Origin of the sequence: Actibacterium naphthalenivorans (genome assembly GCF_014196965.1) — a bacterium.
Classification (GTDB): domain Bacteria; phylum Pseudomonadota; class Alphaproteobacteria; order Rhodobacterales; family Rhodobacteraceae; genus Actibacterium_A; species Actibacterium_A naphthalenivorans.
The window spans coordinates 430,522-449,642 of the sequence record NZ_JACIEQ010000002.1; the positions used below are offsets into that span (position 1 = coordinate 430,522).

19 protein-coding genes are annotated in these 19,121 nt (G+C 63.5%); 13 read left to right on the forward strand and 6 right to left on the reverse strand.

All coding sequences use genetic code 11. The features are described from left to right. The first annotated feature begins 48 nt into the window (after positions 1 to 48). On the forward strand, positions 49 to 342 hold the full coding sequence (locus GGR17_RS10435; protein ID WP_037211324.1) for a DUF6477 family protein: 294 nt from the start codon (positions 49 to 51) through the stop codon (positions 340 to 342). On the opposite strand, the gene GGR17_RS10440 is transcribed toward GGR17_RS10435, so the two are convergent. Continuing rightward, on the reverse strand, positions 339 to 1,892 hold the full coding sequence (locus GGR17_RS10440) for a trimethylamine methyltransferase family protein (protein WP_054538926.1): 1,554 nt from the start codon (positions 1,890 to 1,892) through the stop codon (positions 339 to 341). The two genes, GGR17_RS10435 and GGR17_RS10440, sit on opposite strands and share 4 nt — an antisense overlap. Positions 1,893 to 2,163: 271 nt before the next feature. On the opposite strand from GGR17_RS10440, the gene GGR17_RS10445 reads away from it, so the two are divergent. From GGR17_RS10445 to GGR17_RS10485, 9 genes are all read left to right on the forward strand, one after another. After that, positions 2,164 to 2,514 carry a hypothetical protein gene (locus tag GGR17_RS10445; RefSeq protein ID WP_054538927.1) on the forward strand — a complete coding sequence of 117 codons (351 nt, stop codon included), beginning with the start codon at positions 2,164 to 2,166 and terminating at the stop codon, positions 2,512 to 2,514. Further along, positions 2,515 to 3,444, forward strand: coding sequence for an OmpP1/FadL family transporter (locus GGR17_RS10450; protein ID WP_255353461.1), 930 nt, complete (start codon positions 2,515 to 2,517; stop codon positions 3,442 to 3,444). It begins immediately after the preceding gene. A gap of 79 nt (positions 3,445 to 3,523) precedes the next feature. After that, positions 3,524 to 5,086 carry a glutamine-hydrolyzing GMP synthase gene (gene guaA / locus GGR17_RS10455; RefSeq protein ID WP_054538929.1) on the forward strand — a complete coding sequence of 521 codons (1,563 nt, stop codon included), beginning with the start codon at positions 3,524 to 3,526 and terminating at the stop codon, positions 5,084 to 5,086. A 518-nt stretch (positions 5,087 to 5,604) separates the two neighbouring features. Beyond that, positions 5,605 to 6,726, forward strand: a complete 1,122-nt coding sequence (locus GGR17_RS10460; RefSeq protein ID WP_054538930.1) for a hypothetical protein — start codon at positions 5,605 to 5,607, stop codon at positions 6,724 to 6,726. Positions 6,727 to 6,821: 95 nt separating this feature from the next. Next, complete coding sequence (locus GGR17_RS10465) at positions 6,822 to 7,682, forward strand: hypothetical protein (protein WP_054538931.1); 861 nt, start codon at positions 6,822 to 6,824, stop codon at positions 7,680 to 7,682. Between the two features lie 44 nt (positions 7,683 to 7,726). Next, entirely contained in the window at positions 7,727 to 8,650 is a 924-nt protein-coding gene (metA, locus tag GGR17_RS10470) for a homoserine O-acetyltransferase MetA (RefSeq protein ID WP_037207527.1), read from the forward strand. A 71-nt stretch (positions 8,651 to 8,721) separates the two neighbouring features. Continuing rightward, entirely contained in the window at positions 8,722 to 9,591 is an 870-nt protein-coding gene (ppk2, locus tag GGR17_RS10475) for a polyphosphate kinase 2 (protein WP_054538932.1), read from the forward strand. Continuing rightward, on the forward strand, positions 9,584 to 10,204 hold the full coding sequence (locus tag GGR17_RS10480) for a TetR/AcrR family transcriptional regulator (RefSeq protein ID WP_054538933.1): 621 nt from the start codon (positions 9,584 to 9,586) through the stop codon (positions 10,202 to 10,204). The genes ppk2 and GGR17_RS10480 overlap by 8 nt, the downstream gene beginning before the upstream one ends. Before the next feature lie 171 nt (positions 10,205 to 10,375). Continuing rightward, positions 10,376 to 12,286: an acyltransferase family protein gene (locus tag GGR17_RS10485; protein ID WP_054538934.1), complete on the forward strand. Its 1,911-nt coding sequence runs from the start codon at positions 10,376 to 10,378 to the stop codon at positions 12,284 to 12,286. A gap of 20 nt (positions 12,287 to 12,306) precedes the next feature. Here the strand turns inward: GGR17_RS10485 and GGR17_RS10490 are convergent, their stop codons facing one another. The 4 genes from GGR17_RS10490 to GGR17_RS10505 form a co-directional block, all read right to left on the reverse strand. Beyond that, a complete protein-coding gene (locus tag GGR17_RS10490) occupies positions 12,307 to 13,284 on the reverse strand; it encodes a response regulator (protein ID WP_054538935.1) in 978 nt (325 codons plus the stop codon). Positions 13,285 to 13,469: 185 nt separating this feature from the next. After that, the gene (gene rpsI, locus GGR17_RS10495; RefSeq protein WP_054540390.1) at positions 13,470 to 13,964 is read right to left on the reverse strand and encodes a 30S ribosomal protein S9; all 495 of its coding nucleotides are present in this window, start codon (positions 13,962 to 13,964) and stop codon (positions 13,470 to 13,472) included. Continuing rightward, positions 13,964 to 14,428 (reverse strand): 50S ribosomal protein L13, encoded by a 465-nt coding sequence (gene rplM, locus GGR17_RS10500; protein ID WP_037207521.1) that lies wholly within the window; start codon positions 14,426 to 14,428, stop codon positions 13,964 to 13,966. Before rplM ends, rpsI begins: the two co-directional genes overlap by 1 nt. 198 nt (positions 14,429 to 14,626) lie before the next feature. Next, positions 14,627 to 16,018 carry an aminotransferase-like domain-containing protein gene (locus GGR17_RS10505; protein ID WP_054538936.1) on the reverse strand — a complete coding sequence of 464 codons (1,392 nt, stop codon included), beginning with the start codon at positions 16,016 to 16,018 and terminating at the stop codon, positions 14,627 to 14,629. Positions 16,019 to 16,110: 92 nt separating this feature from the next. On the opposite strand from GGR17_RS10505, the gene GGR17_RS10510 reads away from it, so the two are divergent. Then, positions 16,111 to 16,344 (forward strand): DUF1127 domain-containing protein, encoded by a 234-nt coding sequence (locus tag GGR17_RS10510; protein WP_054538937.1) that lies wholly within the window; start codon positions 16,111 to 16,113, stop codon positions 16,342 to 16,344. A gap of 110 nt (positions 16,345 to 16,454) precedes the next feature. Here the strand turns inward: GGR17_RS10510 and GGR17_RS10515 are convergent, their stop codons facing one another. Then, positions 16,455 to 17,357: a collagen-binding domain-containing protein gene (locus GGR17_RS10515; RefSeq protein ID WP_054538938.1), complete on the reverse strand. Its 903-nt coding sequence runs from the start codon at positions 17,355 to 17,357 to the stop codon at positions 16,455 to 16,457. A gap of 340 nt (positions 17,358 to 17,697) precedes the next feature. Between GGR17_RS10515 and speD the strand changes: the two genes are divergently transcribed. Beyond that, positions 17,698 to 18,204, forward strand: a complete 507-nt coding sequence (gene speD, locus GGR17_RS10520; protein ID WP_054538939.1) for an adenosylmethionine decarboxylase — start codon at positions 17,698 to 17,700, stop codon at positions 18,202 to 18,204. Next, entirely contained in the window at positions 18,201 to 19,046 is an 846-nt protein-coding gene (speE, locus tag GGR17_RS10525; RefSeq protein ID WP_054538940.1) for a polyamine aminopropyltransferase, read from the forward strand. The genes speD and speE overlap by 4 nt, the downstream gene beginning before the upstream one ends. The last annotated feature ends 75 nt before the right edge of the window (positions 19,047 to 19,121 follow it).

Below are 19,121 nucleotides of genomic sequence, written 5' to 3' on the forward strand. Positions count from 1 at the left end.
GCCCAGGTTGTATCATTCTGCAGCGGTCAGAACTCAAAGAGGTATCGCATGTCCGACCCGCTCAGCATTCTCAAGACGCTCCGCCGCCCCCGCCTTCTGATCCGCGCCGCCCGGTTCGGGCTGACCGACTATCGCCGCGAGCGGGATCTTTCGCGCCTGATGAAATGCGTCCGCCTGCCCTCGCCGCTTCAATCGCTGGGCGCGCTGCTGGAGCAGGAAGAGCAGATGGAGGCGACACGCAAATCGGGCGACGCGACCTATTCGGTCGCGCGCCATATCGAAGTGCTGATCGCGTTGATGGCAGAGGCCCGGCTGTTGCCGCGCCCCGACGCGCGCCCCTAGGCGAAGGCGTCGGGCTGGGCGGCCTTGCGCTGTGCGACGAACCCGTCCAGCGCCTCGGCCACGGCCGGGTCCAGCGAAGGTTGCCGGTAATCCGCCAGCAGCTTCGTCACCCGCGCGGCGGCCAGCACCTGGGTATCGCGCGCGCCGTCTTCGTCCCAGGTTTCGAACGGTTTGTAATCCAGCAGATCGGTGCGCCAGAACGCATCCTTGAAATGCGCCTGGGTATGGGCGCAGCCCAGGAAATGCCCGCCCGGCCCGACCTCGCGGATCGCATCCATCGCCTGGGCCTGCACATCCACCGGCACACCGGCCGCCAGCTTGTGCAGCACGCCGAGCTGGTCGGCATCCATCACGAATTTCTCGAAACTGGCCACCAGCCCGCCTTCCAGCCAGCCGCAGGCGTGGAGCATGAAATTCACCCCGCCCAGAAGCGCCGCGTTCAGCGTGTTCGCCGTTTCATAGGCCGCCTGCGCGTCCGGCAGCTTGGAACCGCACAGCCCCCCGCCCGACCGGAACGGAAGCCCCAGCCGCCGCGCCAGCTGCCCCGCGCCGTAGAGGATCTGGCTGGCCTCGGGCGTGCCGAAGGTGGGCGCGCCGGAGTTCATGTCGATCGAGGCGACGAAGGCGCCGAAGATCACCGGCGCGCCGGGGCGCACGAGCTGGGAATAGGCGACCCCGGCCAGAACCTCTGCCAGCACCTGTGTCAGCGTGCCGGCCACCGAAACCGGCGCCATTGCCCCGCCGACGATGAAGGGCGACACGATGCAGGCCTGATTGGCCCGTGCATATACCTCCAGCGCGCCCATCATGGTGGCGTCGAAACTGAGCGGAGAGTTGATGTTGATCAGCGATGTCATCACCGTGTTCCTTGCCACGAAATCGCGGCCGAACAGCACTTCGCACATCGCGACGGAATCCTGCGCGCGCGACGGTTCGGTGACCGAGCCCATGAACGGCTTGTCCGACAGCGTCATATGGGCGTGCAGCATATCCAGATGGCGCTTGTTCACCGGCACATCCGTGGGTTCGCATAGGGTACCGCCGGAATGGTGCAGCCATTTCGACATATAGCCCAGCTTCACGAAGGTGCGGAAATCCTCGATCGTCGCGTAGCGCCGCCCGCCGGACATGTCGCGCACGAAAGGCGGGCCGTAGACCGGGGCCAGCACCAGCGAATTGCCACCGATCTCGACATTGCGCGCCGGGTTGCGGGCATGTTGGGTAAAGCGCGCAGGCGCCGTGGCGCACAGCCGCCGCGCCAGCCCGCGCGGGATATGCACGCGCTCGCCCCGCACATCGGCCCCCGCCGCGCGCCACAGCTTCAGCGCGCCGGGGTTTTCCGAGAAGCTCACGCCGATCTCTTCCAGTACGGTTTCGGCATTGGCCTCGATGATCTCGAGCGCCTCGGCATTGAGGATCTCGAAATTCGGGATATTGCGCTCGATGAACCGGGCGGTATCGGTTGTCACGGCGGTGCGCTCGGCCCGCCGTGCCGCCCCGCCGCCACCCCGGCCGCGCCTGCCCGTCCGTGCCACCTCGGTCTCAGCCATCTCTTTTTCAGCTCCCGCAGATCCGGCTGCGCAATCCCCGTGCCGCCCAGCCTGCACAGTGTCTATTTGGATTTCCCGACAGGCAAAGGAAATTTTGCGCCGCAATACCGGCCAACTGCGACATCGGCCAAGACGAATGACATAACACATTCGAATGTGTATCTTTGAAGGCAGGGAGAAGATCGCGGCCCCGGCGAAACCGGCAGTTGCGTTAGAAAGACCAAAAGAAGCGGGCACAAAAAACAGGCCCGCACTCAGGGAGGAGACCACGATGACAATCCGCAATACGCGGCGCGCAGATATTGCGCGCGCCGCAGGGCTTTGCTGCACCCTCGGGATACTGGCCGGCCCGGCCAGCGCCACCAACGGCTATATTGCCAACGGCTATGGCGGCGGCTCCAAGGGCATGGCCGGGGCCGGCGTCGCGGTGCCGACCGGGGTGCTTGGCCTGGCCCGGAACCCGGCGATGGGCCTGAAGGTGGGAAATCAGGCGGGCTTCTGCCTGACCACGTTCGCCCCCGACCGCGGGTTCGAGACTTCGGGGACCGGCCCGCTGGCCAATGGCAGCTATGACAGCCGGAACTCGGTGTTCGTGATCCCCTGCGGCGGAGCGAATTTCTAACTGAACGACCGCGGCTCGCTGGGCTTTTTCGTGTTCGGCAACGGCGGCATGAATTCGGAATATGAAAGCAATGTCTTTTCGGCCCTCGGCGGCACCTCCCCGCTGGGGGTGAGCCTCGAGCAGCTTTTTATTTCGATGAACTACAGCTACCGGGTGGACGAAACCCTGACCCTTGGCATCGCGCCGGTTTTCGCCCTGCAACGCTTCAGCGCCACCGGGCTGGAGGGGTTCGACAATGCCGGTTTCTCATCCGATCCGGGCAGCGTGACCAATAACGGCGATGACTGGTCCACCGGCGGCGGCCTGAACCTTGGCCTGCTGTGGGAGCCGGCGCCGGAATGGGATATCGGGCTGGGCTATCGGTCGCGCATGTATATGGAACCGTTCGAGAAATACTCCGGCCTGTTCGCCGAACAGGGCGATTTCGACATTCCCGCCGTGGCGACACTGGGGGTGGCCTATACACCGGCGCGCAATGACAAGCTGACCCTGACGGCCGAATATCAGCGGATCTTCTATGGCGACGTCGCCGCCATTTCCAACACCAACGCAACCGCCGCCGCGCTGGGCGCGCTGCTGGGCAGCGATGATGGCATGGGCTTCGGCTGGAAAGACATGGATGTGTTCAGGATCGGCGGCGTCTATCGCCCGAGCGACAAATGGACCTTGCGCGGCGGTGTCAGCTATGCCTCGCAATTCATTGATGGCGAAGAGGCGCTTTTGAACGTGCTGGCGCCGGCAACGCCGCAATGGCACGCCTCTGTCGGGGCAAGCTACAGGGTGGACGCGCATTGGGGCATCACCGGCTCGTACACCCATGCGTTCGATAACACGGTGTCGGGCGCCAACCCGGTGCTTTCGCCGGGCCAGCCGGTGGATCTGCATATGGCGCAAGACGAGGTCGCGCTTGGCGTAACCTACCGCTGGTAGGCGTTTTGCGTGCCGCGCCCCCTTTTCGGCGGCGCGGTGCCCCTTGCGCGAATCCGGCCCCGGACGTATCAGCCGGAGCATGACAAGCCCATCACATGACCGCCTTCTCATCATCGACTTCGGCAGCCAGGTTACGCAGCTCATCGCGCGCCGCCTGCGAGAGCTGAATGTCTATTGCGAAATCCACCCGTTTCAGAAGGTGACAGACGCCTTTCTGGCGGACTTCGCGCCCAAGGCCGTGATCTTTTCCGGCGGCCCGGCCAGCGTGATCGACGAAAATTCGCCGCGCCCGCCGCAAAGCGTGTTTGATCTGGGCGTGCCGATCCTTGGCATCTGCTACGGTCAGCAGGTGATGATGCAGATGCTGGGCGGCAAGGTGGAGCGCGGCCATGGCACCGCCGAATTCGGCCGCGCCTATGTCACGCCTATGGCCGCGCGGATCGATCTGCTGACCGGCTGGTTCCTGGAGGAAAAGGAACAGGTCTGGATGAGCCATGGCGATCATGTTTCGGAAATCGCGCCGGGATTCGAGGTTTACGGAACATCGCCCAACGCGCCCTTTGCGATCACCGCCGATCTGAGCCGCAATTTCTTTGCCGTGCAGTTTCACCCCGAGGTGCATCACACCCCCAACGGCAAGACCCTGTATGAGAATTTCGTGCGGCTGGCCGGCTTCACCGGCGACTGGACGATGGGCGCCTACAAGGACGAGGCGATCCGCCAGATCCGCGAACAGGTGGGCGATGCCAAGGTGATCTGCGGGCTGTCGGGCGGCGTCGATTCCTCTGTCGCCGCGGTGCTGATCCACGAAGCGATCGGCGATCAGCTCACCTGCGTTTTTGTCGATCACGGGCTGCTGCGTCAGAACGAGGCGCAAGAGGTCGTGACCATGTTCCGCGACCATTACAACATGCCGCTGATCCATGCCGACGAGCAGGAACTGTTTCTCGGCGCTCTGGATGGCGTGTCCGACCCCGAGGTCAAGCGCAAGACGATCGGCAAGCTGTTCATCGACGTGTTCCAGAAACACGCCGGCGAGGTGGGCGGTGCGAAGTTTCTGGCCCAGGGCACGCTCTATCCCGATGTGATTGAATCGGTGAGCTTTTCCGGCGGCCCCTCGGTGACGATCAAGAGCCATCACAACGTGGGCGGCCTGCCCGAGAAGATGGGGCTGAAGCTGGTCGAGCCGCTGCGCGAGCTGTTCAAGGACGAGGTGCGCGGCCTGGGCCATGAGCTTGGCCTGCCGGCCAGCTTCATCGGCCGCCACCCCTTCCCCGGCCCCGGCCTCGCGATCCGCTGCCCCGGAGAGATCACGCGCGAAAAGCTGGATATCCTTCGCCAGGCCGATGCGGTCTACATCGACCAGATCCGCAAGCACGGGCTTTATGACGAGATCTGGCAGGCGTTCGTGGCCATTCTGCCGGTGCGCACCGTGGGCGTGATGGGCGACGGGCGCACCTATGATTTCGCCTGCGCCCTGCGCGCGGTGACGTCTGTCGACGGGATGACGGCGGATTACTACCCCTTCAGCCATGCGTTTCTGGGCGAAACCGCCACGCGCATCATCAACGAGGTCAAGGGAATCAACCGCGTCACCTATGATGTCACCTCCAAGCCGCCCGGCACGATCGAATGGGAATGAGGCTAAGGGCCTCCGCAACTTAATGCGACAATTCACGCCCCGGCGCAGCCTGTTTGGGCAGAGGAGCTGATTCACCCGCCGCGCCGGTGCATGGTCTTTGCATGCGGGTCCGGCTTTCGGGTAAACTTGATGAGTGACAGAACGTGCCTGCGGGAGTGTGCCTTGACCACGCGTGTTTTCCGATGCCGGTATTGCGGCCATAAAATGCGGCTGTTGAGCGCCCATTGCGGAAAGTGCTACGCGAAAAAACTGCTGCACCAGCGCCCCGTCCTGTATGGCTCCTTTCTGCTTGGCGCTTTGATCGTCGTCTCCGCATCACTGCGATAGCGCGAGTCGTCGCGCGCCCCGTGGCGGCCCTTCTTGCCGCCGGGCATGGACCCATCCGCTCAAAATCCTGATTTTTGTACTCTTCGGCCTGTTCGTAGCGTCATGACAGCGGGGTGACGCTGCGTTACTGATTGACAAATCGAATCTCAGACAACGAACAAGTCCTTCTGCGAACAGGGAGAGAGAACTGAATGAACAAAACGATGGGAGGTGTGCTGTCCGCGTTTCTGGGCAGTGGAAGCGCATGGGCGGGCGGCGTGGAAAGATCGGTGCAATCCACCGCCATTCTGTTCGAACCGGGAACCTATGCCGAGGTTTCGATTGGCCATGTCTCGCCCGATGTCAGCGGCACGCAGGCCAGCGCGATCGGGCCCTTTCCCGCCGGCGCCTCGACCGGGGATGTGGCCCGCGGCTATGACACCGGCGCAGTGGGATTCAAGTCCGACCTGTCGCCCAACATCTCGGTCGCGCTTATCCTTGATCGGCCGATCGGCGCGAATATCGCCTATGAGGCGCCTGCCTATATCTACGGCTCCGGCAGCGGCTCCCATGCCGAAATCGAATCCGCCGCTCTCACCGGGCTGATACGCTATGTCCTGCCGTCGAACGTCAGCCTGATCGGCGGCATCCGGGGCCAGGAAGTGTCAGGCAAGGTGTCGCTGTTCAACGGCTATACCACCGACACCGACCGCGCCTTTGATTTCGGATATGTTCTCGGGGCGGCCTGGGAAAAGCCAGAGATCGCCATGCGCATCGCCCTGACGTACAATTCCGAGATCACCCACGGGCTGAACACGCGGGAAACCGATCCCGCGATGGGGGTGGCCACCGCCGATACCTCTTTCGACACCACGGTTCCGCAATCGGTCAATCTGGACGTCCAGACCGGGATCGCCAAAGACACACTGCTGTTCGGGCAGATCCGCTGGGTGGACTGGACCGCATTCGACATCACCCCCAACGTGTATGCCGCCAACTACGGCGAGGCGCTGGTTGCCTATGACAATGACACGGTCACCTACAACGTCGGCCTCGGCCGCCGGTTCAACGACACATGGTCCGGCGCCGTCACGCTGGGATACGAGGAAACCCAGGGCGGCTTTGCCGGCAACCTCGGCCCCACCGACGGGTTCACCAGCCTCGGGGTCGCGGCCACTTACAGCACCGGCAGCGTGAAGATCACCGGCGGCGCGCGTTACATCTGGATCGGCGAGGCGACGACGGAAAGCCCCGTCGTCAGCGGCGCGCCGCTTGGCGAATTCAGCGGCAACAGCGCCGTCGCGGTGGGGATGAAGATCGCCTATAACTTCTGAGCCGCCTTCGGGCCGCTCGGGGCGCGGGGGGGCGATATCATTTGACCGCCCCCGCCCCGCTGGCTACCACACCCGGACGGAAACGGGGGCGCGTGATGGTGTATCAAACGGCGAAAGACTGGCTGGCGGCGGAAAAGAAGCGCGTGCTTTTGTTCGGCATGTCGGGGCTGGGCAAGACCCATCTGTCGAACATGCTGCGCGAGGCCGGCGGCTGGTTTCACTATTCGGTCGATTACCGTATCGGCACCCGCTACATGGGCGAGCATATCGCCGACAATTTCAAGCGTGAGGCGATGCGCGTGCCGCTGCTGCGCGAATTGCTGATGACAGACAGCGTCTACATCCAGTCCAACATCACCTTCGAAAATCTGGCGCCGCTCTCCACCTATCTGGGCAAGCCCGGCAACCCGGACCTGGGCGGCCTGCCCTTTGCCGAATACATGAAACGCCAGGAACAGCACCGCGCGGCCGAGATCGCAGCCCTGCTGGACACGCCCCATTTCATCGAGAGGGCCAGGGATCTCTATGGCTATGACAATTTCGTCTGCGATTCCGGCGGCTCGATCTGCGAGATCGCAAACCCCGAAGATCCGGGCGACGCGGTGCTGAAAACACTGTCCGACACCCTGCTGATGGTCTGGATCGAAGGCAGCCCCGCCCATACCGAAGAACTGATCCGCCGGTTCGACAGGGCGCCAAAGCCGATGTATTACCAGCCCGATTTCCTCCACGCCGCCTGGCAGGAATACCTGAGTGAAAACAATATCTCGGAAGGTGACGTTGACCCGGACGCCTTTGTCCGCTGGACCTATGCGCGCGCGTTGGCCCACCGCCAGCCGCGCTATGCGGCGATGGCCGAACACTGGGGCGTGAAGGTCTGCGCGCATGATGTGGCCAATGTCCGCTCGCCCGCGGATTTCGAGGCGATGATCGCCCGCGCCCTTGAGGCGCGCTGAGATTCGGCCTATCTGACGATGTCCCCGCAACAGGAACCGGTTCCATGCCCATCAAGCTGCCCTCTGACCTGCCCGCCTTCGACGTGCTGACGCGCGAAGGGGTGATGGTGATGGAAGAGGGCCGCGCCGCGCTGCAGGACATCCGGCCGCTGCGCATCGGGCTGCTGAACCTGATGCCCAAGAAAATCCAGACCGAAACCCAGTTCGCGCGGCTGATCGGGGCAACCCCGCTGCAGATCGAACTCAGCCTGATCAGGATGAGCGATCACGAAACCCGCAACACCGCCGCCGAACACATGGAGGCGTTCTATCGCCCCTTCGCCGAGGTGCGCGCCAGCGGCGAGAAGTTCGACGGGCTGATCATCACCGGCGCCCCGATCGAACATTTGCCTTTCACAGAGGTGACTTACTGGGACGAGCTGACCCAGGTCTTCGATTGGACCCAAGGCCATGTGCATTCCACCTTCGGCGTGTGCTGGGGTGGCATGGCGATGATCAACCATTTCCACGGCGTGCGGAAACACATGCTGGACCACAAGGCCTTCGGCTGTTTCCGGCATCGCAACCTCGCGCCCACCTCGCCTTATCTGCGCGGGTTTTCCGATGATTGCGTGATCCCGGTCAGCCGCTGGACCGAAATCCGACAGGCGGAGATCGACGCCACGCCCGGCCTGACCACCCTGCTCGGCAGCGATGAGGTGGGGCCCTGCCTGGTCGAGGATCCGGCGCACCGGGCGCTTTATATCTTCAACCATCTGGAATATGACAGCGACACGCTGAAGCAGGAATATGACCGCGACGTCGCCGCCGGGACCGCGATCAACGTGCCCAACAATTATTACCCGGATGACGATCCCGCGCGCCCGCCGCAGAACCGGTGGCGCAGCCACGCGCATCTTCTGTACGGCAACTGGATCAACGAGATCTACCAGACCACGCCGTTCGATATCCGCCGGATCGCGGCCTGACGCATCGGCCGTGGCGATTGCGCCCCGCGCGCCAATCGCCATACTGGCCCGATGACGGCAAGGAGAAGACAATGACGCTGCCATTCGACGGGGCCATCAGCAGATATTTCAATGACGAGGCCCCCAAAAGCCTGCGCCGCGCCGTGCTGGACGGCGGCAAGAAAGACATCCTGTCCGACACCTACCCCTATGACGAACGCATGGACGGCGACGCCTATGGCGATGCGCTGAAGGCGCTGCAGATCGAACTGGTAAAGCTGCAATCCCATGTCAAGCAAAGCGGGGCGCGGGTGGCGGTTGTGTTCGAAGGTCGCGACGCATCCGGAAAAGGCGGCACGATCAAGCGGTTCCGCGAAAATCTTAATCCACGTGTCGCGCGGGTGGTGGCGCTTCCCAAACCGTCTGACCGAGAGGCGACGCAATGGTATTTCCAGCGCTATATCCAGCATCTGCCGGCCGGCGGCGAAATCGCGCTGTTCGACCGGTCTTGGTACAATCGCGGCGTCGTCGAACATGTGTTCGGCTTTTGCACCCCGCAGCAGCGCGCCCATTTCTTTGCCCAGCTCCCCGAGTTCGAGGCGATGCTTGTCGAAGAGGGTATCCATCTGGTCAAGCTGTGGCTGAACGTCGGGCGGGCCGAGCAGATGCGGCGGTTCCTTTCGCGTGAGAAAGACCCGCTAAAGCAATGGAAACTCAGCATGATCGACGTTGAAGGGCTGAAAAAATGGGATGCCTACACCAGCGCCATTCAGGAAACGCTCGCATTTTCGCACAGCCCCGTCGCCCCCTGGACCGTCATCCGCTCGGATGACAAGCGCCGGGCGCGGCTGGCCGCGATCCGCAAGGTTCTGACCTGCGTCGACTATGCCGGAAAGGACGCCGCCGTGGTGGGCGCGCCCGATCCGAAAATCTGTGGCGGGCCCGAGATCTGGGATGCCTAAGAAGCGCGGCTATCATCACGGCAACCTGAAACAGGCGCTGGTCGCGGCGGCACTGGAGCTGATCGAGCAAAAGGGTCCGCAGGGTTTCACCCTGTCCGAGGCGGCAAAGGCCGCCGGCGTCACCCCGGCCGCCGTCTATCGCCATTTCCACGGCCGCGAGGATCTGATCGCCGAAGCCGCGCGACAAGGCTACGAGATTTTCGCCGATCTGATGCAATTTGCCTATGACAAGGGCCAGCCCTCGGCGCTGGCCTCGTTCGAGGCGACGGGCCGCGCCTACCTGGCCTTCGCCCGCAAATACCCCGGCCATTACATGGCGATGTTCGAAAGCGGCGTTTCGGTCAACGCCAATGCCGAACTGGCGCGCGCCGCCGCCCGGGCCAACGGCATCCTCGAGAAGGCCGCCAGCGACCTGTCGGAACGCATCCCGCCGGAAAAGCGCCCGCCCGCCGCGATGTTCTCGGCCCATATCTGGGCGCTGAGCCACGGTGTGGTCGAGCTTTACGCCCGCGGCGCCCCCGGCGCGCGCGCGCCCTTCCCGCCCGAAGAGCTTCTGGAAAGCGGCATCGGCATCTATCTGCGTGGACTGGGGCTGATTCCGCCCGACAATTGAGCCCACCAGCGGCAGCAACAATCTGCGACAATCCGGCGCTTCGAGTCTGATCTTTCAACAATCCCCGCCCCGGCTCGGCCCGTTCCCCATACAACCGGCCATGCGACTTGCTCATTGCGCCTCGGCACGGCAGCTTCGCACAGAATTTTCTGTGCCCGGTGGTTTGGTTCAATGCACTACAGACCCGAAATCGACGGCCTGCGCGCTGTCGCGGTCCTTCCTGTCATTCTGTTTCATGCGGGCTTCAGCATCTTCAGCGGCGGTTTCGTCGGGGTCGACGTGTTCTTCGTGATCTCGGGCTATCTGATCACCACGATCCTGTTGAAAGAGCTGGCGGAAGGCGAGTTTTCGATTCTGCGATTCTACGAACGCCGCGCCCGGCGCATCCTGCCGGCGTTGTTCGTGGTCATGCTGGCCTGCGTCCCTTTTGCCTGGGCCTGGATGCTGCCCTGGCAGTTCGACGAATTCGCGCAAAGCCTGGTCGCGGTCACGCTGTTTGTGTCCAACGTGCTGTTCTGGTCGCAAACCGGGTATTTTCAGGCCGAGGCCGAGGAAAAGCCGCTGTTGCACACCTGGAGCCTGGCGGTGGAGGAGCAATATTACCTGCTGTTCCCGCCCGCGCTGTTCCTGCTTTGGCGGTTCGGCCGCAGGCCGGCCTTTTACGCGATCCTCGCCATGGCCCTTGTCAGCCTGCTGCTAAGCGAATGGGGTTCGCGCGGGAAATCGGTGGCCACCTTCTTTCTGGCCCCGACCCGCGCGTGGGAGATTCTGGCCGGGTCGATATGCGCCTTCGTGCAACTGGGCGCCGGGCAAAGGCGCAGCGGCACGCTCTCGCTCGCCGGGCTGGCGATGATCCTCTTCGCCATTTTCGCCTTCGACGAACACACGCGCTTTCCCTCCTTCTACGCGCTGGTGCCGGTTCTGGGCGCGGCGTTGATCATCCTGTTCGCCGCCCCCGGCACCTGGGCCGCGCGGCTGCTCTCCTGGGCGCCTTTCGCCGGTGTCGGGCTGATCAGCTACAGCGCCTATCTGTGGCACCAGCCGCTCTTCGCCTTTGCCCGCATCCGCAGCCTGCAGCCCCCGGAACAGGCGCTGATGACGGCGCTCGCGGCGCTCTCGCTCGGGCTCGGCTATCTCAGCTGGCGCTTTGTCGAACGGCCGTTTCGCAACAAATCCGCCGCGCCGCTGGTGACGCGCCGGGCCGTGTTCACCGCGTCAGGCGTGATCGGCGCGGCCTTCATCGCCTTTGGCGCCGCCGGCCATCTGGGGCACGGGCTGAGCTTTCGCCTGCCCGGAGACATGGCCACCCGCCTGACAGAGATCGAGACGCTGCATATCGAGCGCGATATCGAGATCCGCGTCGGCACCTGCCATTTCGGCGGGCGCGGGCAATACAGCCGCATCGACGGGTTCCTGGAGAACTGGGATTGCGGCACCAGCCCCGCGCCGGACGGGGGCACGCCGCGCATCGCCGTCTATGGCGACAGCCACGCGGCCGACAAGGCCAACGCGCTGCGCGCCGCCGGGGCCCGCGTCGCGCAGATGAGCGCCAATGGCTGCCCGCTCATCCCCGAAAAGGTCGCCTTTGCCTATTGCGCCCCGATGCTCCGACAATTTCACGCGGCCATGCGCGAGAGAGGCATCCGGACGGTCTTTCTGGCCAACCGGCTGGACCCGCATGAGCTTGAGGGCCCATACCTTCAGGCCGTGTTCAGCTATTGGGCCGAACGCTACGATCAGGTCATCCTGTTTTCGCCCATGCCCGAATTTCCCAAATTCGAAACGGCCTATGCCCGGCACGGCGCGGATACCGGAGCGCACGTATCAAGCGACAACACCGCCGACGCGGCGTTCTTTTCCGCCCTCGCCGGGATCACGCTGCCTGAAAACCTGACGGTACTGAACACGCGCCAGCTGTTTTGCGCAGGCCGGGTTGGCTGCGACCCGATCCAGAACGGGGCCACGCTTCTTGTCGATTATGGCCACCTTTCCCCGGTCGGGGCGCGGCATCTCGGCGATCGGCTTGTCCCCGCCCTTGGCGCCGCCCTGGGCCACGGGCCGACCGTGCTGGCCACGCAATAGCGCGCTTGGCCCGTGCCTGCCTAGATCACGCGCCGGAACGCCTGATCCTGAAGCAGCGCGGCTTTTTCTTCGTGCTTACCCTCGGCCCGTGCGATCGCCACCCGGAAGATGCGTGCGGACCGTTTGGCCGAGCTGATATGCGGCTTCAGCGGTTCGCCGGCCGAGACGGTGATCGGCGCCGCCACGGCCCCGTGCAGATCGGGGGCGCGCTGTTCGATGGCGTCCTGCACATCACGCTCGAGCGCATCGCGCGATTCGGTCTGCTCGCTTTGAAAAATACACACGAAAACACCGCTGCCGGTGTAGGACATCAGGAAAAACCCCCTGCGCCCGAGCGCATCGCCGATCGCGCCGCCAACGGCTTTCAGCACCTCGTAATATTCGGAATGCCCTGTCTGGGCGTGAATGACCTCTGCCTGGTCGATCTTGATGGCGAAGATGTTGGAATTATAGAGCCGCGCCTTTGAAAGCTGGCCCAGATAGTTCGCCAGCGCCTCGGATTCGACGGTGCCCTCAACCTCTTCCAGGCGCTGCGCCGCATCGAAGCCGGGCTTGCCCCCCATGCCGGCTTCCACCGGTTCGGCCGGCTCTTCCGCCGGGGTCTCGAGCGCCGCGGTATGGGCCGCATGCAGCTTTTCGGCGACGCGCACCCTCGCGCCCAACTCGGTGACATCAAACGGCTTGGTCACATAGTCGGTTGCCCCGGCCGCGAAGGCCCAGTCGATATGTGCCTTGTCGGTCATCGACGTCAGCATGACGATGGGGGTGGTCTTGTATCCCGGCATGGCCCGCACCCTTCGGCACAGCTCTATCCCGTCCATGCCCGACATGTGGATGTCCAGGAACAGGCAATCGAAACCGCGATCGTCGCTCTCGATCATGGAAAGCGCTTGCTGGGCCGAGGTCGTTACGGCGACATCGTCATATCCGAAATCCGACAAAACCACCGGCAGCAGTTCGAGTATGAAAACATCATCATCAACTGCAAGTATTCGCATCCGGCTTCCTCTAGTTGTCCGTTCGGTATTATGACACACCCTGCGCGATAGCCGTCGAAAATTTTTGGAAAAATTGTGACTATATTGTGGCTTGTCACGGCACGGGCGCATTTCAGGCCTGACCAAACGCAAAAGGGCCCGCATGATGCGGGCCCTTTGTAAATGTGCACTCCGTACGGAGGCGATCAGCGCTTGGAGAACTGGAAGCTCCGGCGGGCCTTGCGGCGGCCGAATTTCTTGCGTTCCACCACGCGGCTGTCGCGGGTCAGGAAGCCTGCGGCCTTCAGCGAGGCGCGCAGCGCAGGATCGTAAAGCTGAAGCGCTTTCGAGATGCCGTGCTTGACCGCACCTGCCTGGCCCGAAAGACCGCCGCCCTTGACCGTGGCGGTCACGTCGAACTGATCTTCGGTGCCCGAAACGGTGAACGGCTGGCGCAGGATCATCTGCAGCACCGGACGCGCGAAATAGGCGTTGATCGCCTTGCCGTTGACGATGACCTTGCCGGAACCCGGCTTGATCCAGACACGGGCAACCGCGTCCTTCCGCTTGCCGGTGGCATAGGAGCGGCCCAGTTCGTCACGCACGGGTTCGCGCGGCGCCTCGATGTCCATCAGGACAGCGGCGTTGGTGCCAGAGACAACCTCGTTCAGGTCGTCGAGGGATTTGATTTCGTCGGCCATCATGCGCTCCGGGTGTTCTTCGGGTTCATGGACTTCACGTCCAGCACTTCGGGGGCTTGCGCCTCATGCGGATGCTCGGCGCCCGCATAGACACGCAGGTTGGTCATCTGCTGGCGCGACAGGCGATTGCCCGGCAGCATGCGCTGAACAGCCTTGGTCACGACACGCTCGGGGTGCGCGCCTTCCAGGATCTGGCCGGCGGTGCGGTGCTTGATGCCGCCCGGATGCCCGGTGTGCCAGTAGTATTTCTTGTCTTCGCGCTTCTTGCCGGTCATCTGTACCTTGTCGGCGTTGATGACGATGACATTGTCGCCCATGTCCATGTTGGGCGTGAACGACGGCTTGTGCTTGCCGCGCAGGCGCATGGCGACGATCGACGCAAGACGGCCCAGAACGACGCCTTCCGCGTCGATCAGGATCCACTTCTTGTCGATGTCTGCCGGTGTTGCAGAGAAGGTTTTCATGTGTCGTGCCCTATTGGCTAAGGTCTGAAGGCGCCGAAACGGCCCCCGGTATCAAGGATGGACGTGTTCTAAGGATTTCGCGCGCGCAGTCAAGCGCCTTTGCGCCGGATTAATCATTGAAAAACAGATGCTTGCAATTACGGTATTATTTTACCCCATGAAATTGGTGAGGATTCGCCGCTTTTGCACCCCCGCGCCCTAGAGATCGACGTTGGGCGGCGGGTTGGCCAGCATCGCGGCGATCTCCTTCAGCCCCGCCTCGAACTGCGGCTGGGGCACGATCGCGTTCAGCGCCAGCCGCACCGCATGGGGCGCGGCGCCGTCGGGCAGCGCGAATTCATCGGCCGGCTTGATGCGGATGCCGCGCGCCTCGCAGGCGGTGGCGAAGGTGGAGCCGCGCCAGCCCTGCGGCAGGCGCAGCCAGATGAACGGCACATCGGAACGCCAGCGTATATCCCATTGCCCCAGAATGTTCACCGCCTGATGCACCCGCTGCAGGTTGATCTTTTCCACCCCCTGCCGGATCCGCTCCGCCTCGCCAGAGCGCAGCAACTCGGCACACAGGTCCAGAATCGGCTGCGGCATGCCATAGAAGGACGATTGCGCCACCTGCCGCGCCGCCCGCGCCATGGCCGAAGGACAGGCCGCAAAGCCAAAGCGCAACGTCGCCGACACCGATTTGGTCAGCGACGACACATACCATCCGCGCTCCGGGCACAGGGCGCGATAGCCCGGAATGTCGCTGTTGGCCACGCGGTGGCAATCGTCCTCGATGATCTGAAGCTGGAATTTGCGCGCCAGATCAGCGATTTCCTGGCGCCGCGCGTGGCTGGTGCGTGTCGTGGTCGGGCTGTGCACCTCGGCCGCAGTCAGAAGCACCTGGCCGCCATGGGTGCGATAGGCCTCGGCCAATCGGTCGGGCCGGATACCCTCCTGGTCCATCGCCACCCCGACGAGCTTTGCCCGCAACAGCCGCGCCGCGTGGCGTACCCCCGGATAGGCCAGCTCTTCGGTCAGGATCACCGGCGTCGGGCCGCTCAGGCAGGCCTGCAGCACCATCATCACCGCGTTCTGCGCACCAAATCCCAGCACGATATCGTCTGCCGCCAGCCGCCCGGCGCGGTCCTGCCCGATCCAGTCCACCACCGCCTTGCGCGCGGCCAGATCGGTATCGCTCGTCGGATAATCGGTATAGCGGCTGCCGGTGCCCTGCGCCATCCGCATCAGGATATCGCGGATCACCCGCCCCTGCCCCAGATCGGCCACCCGGCAGGCGCGGAAATCAAGCGTATCGGCCTGAATTGTGTTGATCAACGGCTCGTCCACGACCGGCGCCCGGTCGGCATCGCCCGCCACAAAGGTGCCACGCCCCACGGCCGTATCCAGCAAGCCTTCGTCATTGGCCAGCTTGTACGCCCGCGCAACGGTGCCGGGCGTTATCCCGAGTTGCCAGGCCAGTTCCCGCACCGGCGGCAGGCGGTGCTGCGCCGGCAAGGTGCCAGACCGGATCGCCGCGCGCAGGGATTGTAACAACACAATGTATTTCGAACCGGAGGCCGAAGACAGATCGGGCGGCCAGTTTGTATCCATTACAATGTTTTCCTAGCGTCATTCAGTACAATTTGATACGCGATACTTGCACAGTAAAGGTTTTGTATCAATACAATAAAGGAGATACGCCAATGTCACACTATCTCGCTTCGACCTGGATCCTGCTGGAGCGGCTCGCGGCCCGCACCACTCTTCCGGTAACCTCGAAAGCGGCGGTGCGCGTGGCCTATCTCTTTATGCAGTGGGATGAGCGCAGCCGCGCGCGCAAGCGCCTGGGTCATATCCCCGATGCCATTCTGCGCGACATCGGCCTGACACGCGATCAGGTCTCGCGCGAAGCGGAAAAACCGTTCTGGAGGCCGTGATCCCCGTCACGTAACCTCTTCCTGGCCGGAGCCTCGTCTCCGGCCTTTTTTGATCCGCCCAAACGAAAATAGCGGCCCGAAGGCCGCTATCCGTGTCTTTTCATGTCAGATCAGGCGGCCTTGCGCCGCCGCGCCAGCCCCAGAAGCACCAGCGCGCCGCTGATCATCGGCAGGCTCGCCGGCAGCGGAACCGCCGCGACCGGAACCACGCCGCTGAAGGGCTGCAAATGCCCTTCACTGTTCATGAGCACGCGATCGGCGTAAAGGCTGCCCTCATAAGGCGTCCCGACGGTGACCGCCGCGAACGGCGCCAGGATCGAGCCGACAACGGTGCGGTCCAGCGTGATCGAGGTCGCCTCGAAGAAGTTCCAGATCACCTGACGCCCCAGCGATTTGGTTTCATTGTTGTTCGGAAAGGCGCCCGTCGTGCCCGACACGTTGATCACGATCGTGTCCGACGCAGCGAGATCATAGTCGATGCTGCTCACCCCGGCCGTCAGCGCGCTGAAGGGCATGTCGAACACCGTGAAATCGCTCAGCGGGTCGGCCTGAAACGTCAGGGTCTGCCCGTAGAGCGCGGGGCTGCCGCCCTCCAGATCGGCCAGCGAGATCGAAAACGCATCCAGCGTCTCGGCAAACCGTTCCGGCACGTTGATCGCGCCGGTGGTCAGGGTGCCGCCACTGCTGACATCGACAATGCCCGACAGGGTGCCAATGCTCACATCGCCGCCGTTCAGCCCCTTGGCGATCCCGGTCTGCTCGCCGACCACAACAAGCGCGTCGAACTCCGAGACCGGCAGATCCGCCGCCCGCGTGTTCAGCCCGGTCTCGAACGTACCCGACAGATCACCGCCGATCAGCGCGCGCCCCTCGACATGCGAGGTAGAGGCGACATCGCCGCGGGTGATCAGGTTGAACTGGTTCAGCAATTCCGCCGCCGAGAGCGTGGTGGCATGGGACGGCGCGGCAAGCACCACGGCGCCAAGGGCGGCACCAAGCATGGCAATCTTCATATCGGTTCCTTCAAGGCAGGAGTATCGGCCCACCGACCGCTTCGGACGGTGCGCGTATTTGCGAAGGCCGATATAGCCGGGACTGGTCCGGGGGATGAAGCCATGCCGCTACGTAACCCTATCTTTTGAAAAGGTTTATTGCCCAAAAGGACAGGTCGCTCGGGTGACACTCCGAAACAATACGACCGAACCCCCGGTATTGTCCAAAAAGTTTCACTTGCGCGCGCCGCCGCATCCCCCTACATCCGCTCTCCATATGAGGGACCGATCCCAACCCCGCGCTGCGGGGGGGCGCTAAGGAACCTCTGGATTCAATCTGCTGGTAAGAAGGGGATGCGCCATGGAACGCGCCAACCTCTTCCAACTGGGGATCGGTCTGGAGACAGGCGCCCACGCGGAAGACACCTGCGGCCTTTCGGCTGCAAACGACACACCTGACATTTTCGACGAAACGCGCGATGATCACTTCATCCGCCGCGATGGCCGGGTCTTTGCCGGAACGCACCTGATCATCGAGGTGGTGAACGGCCACGGTCTGGATGAGGAAGCCGGCATTCAAAAGGCCTTCCGCGATTGCGTGACGGCCTGTGGCGCAACGCTGCTGCACATCCATACGCACAAGTTCAGCCCCCAGGGCGTCTCCGGCGTGGCGGTGCTGGCCGAAAGCCATATCTCCGTCCACACCTGGCCCGAAATCGGCTATGGCGCGTTCGATGTGTTCATGTGCGGCGACGCTGACCCCTGGAAGGCGGTCGACGTGCTGAAACGCGCCTTCGCAACCGATGACGTGCGCGTCAAGGAACTGCTGCGCGGCGACGGGCTGGTGACCGGGGCCGCAGCGGCATGAGCGACTGGCTGCGCGAAACCCTGCATCCCGACTACGCCCAGGCGCTGCGCGTGGACGAAATGCTCTACGACAGCAAGACAGAGCATCAGCGGCTCAAGGTGTTTCAGAACGGCACCTTCGGCCGTGTCCTGACACTCGACGACGTGGTGCAGACCACCGAGGGCGACAATTTCATCTACCATGAAATGCTGACCCATGTGCCGATCCTCGCCCATGGCGCCGCCAGGCGCGTGCTGATCATCGGCGGCGGCGACGGCGGCATGGCACGCGAGGTGCTGCGCCACACATCACTCGACCATGTCACCATGGTCGAGATCGACGCGGGCGTGGTGGAATTTTCGAAAGAGTACCTGCCGATGCTTTCGGCGGGCGCGTTCGAAGACCCGCGCCTGACCCTCGTCATCGACGACGGCGCCGCTTTCATGCGCGAAACAACGGAAAAATTCGACGTGATCATCGTCGATTCCACCGATCCGATCGGCCCGGGCGAGGTGCTGTTCACCGATACCTTCTACGGCCACGCCAGGCGCGCCCTGACCGCGGACGGCATTCTTGTCACCCAGAACGGCGTGCCCTTCCTTCAGGGCGCAGAGCTGTCCAACTCCATGCGCGCCTTCAAGGCGCTGTTCGCCGATTGGGGCTGCTACACCGCCACGATCCCCACCTATGCCGGCGGGCCGATGGCCTTTGGCTGGGGCACCGACGGCCCCGCCGGCAGGGTGCCGCTGGACGTGCTGCAGAGCCGGTTCGACACGGCGAAGATAGAGACGGGTTACTATACCCCCGAGGTCCACAAGGCCGCCTTTGCCCTGCCCGGCTACATCAAGCGTCTGCTTCCCTGAAAGGGCCTTCATCTTTCCAAGAAATATCCCCGCCGGAGGCATCGAACTCTACCGGCGCGACATCAACTTTCTTGC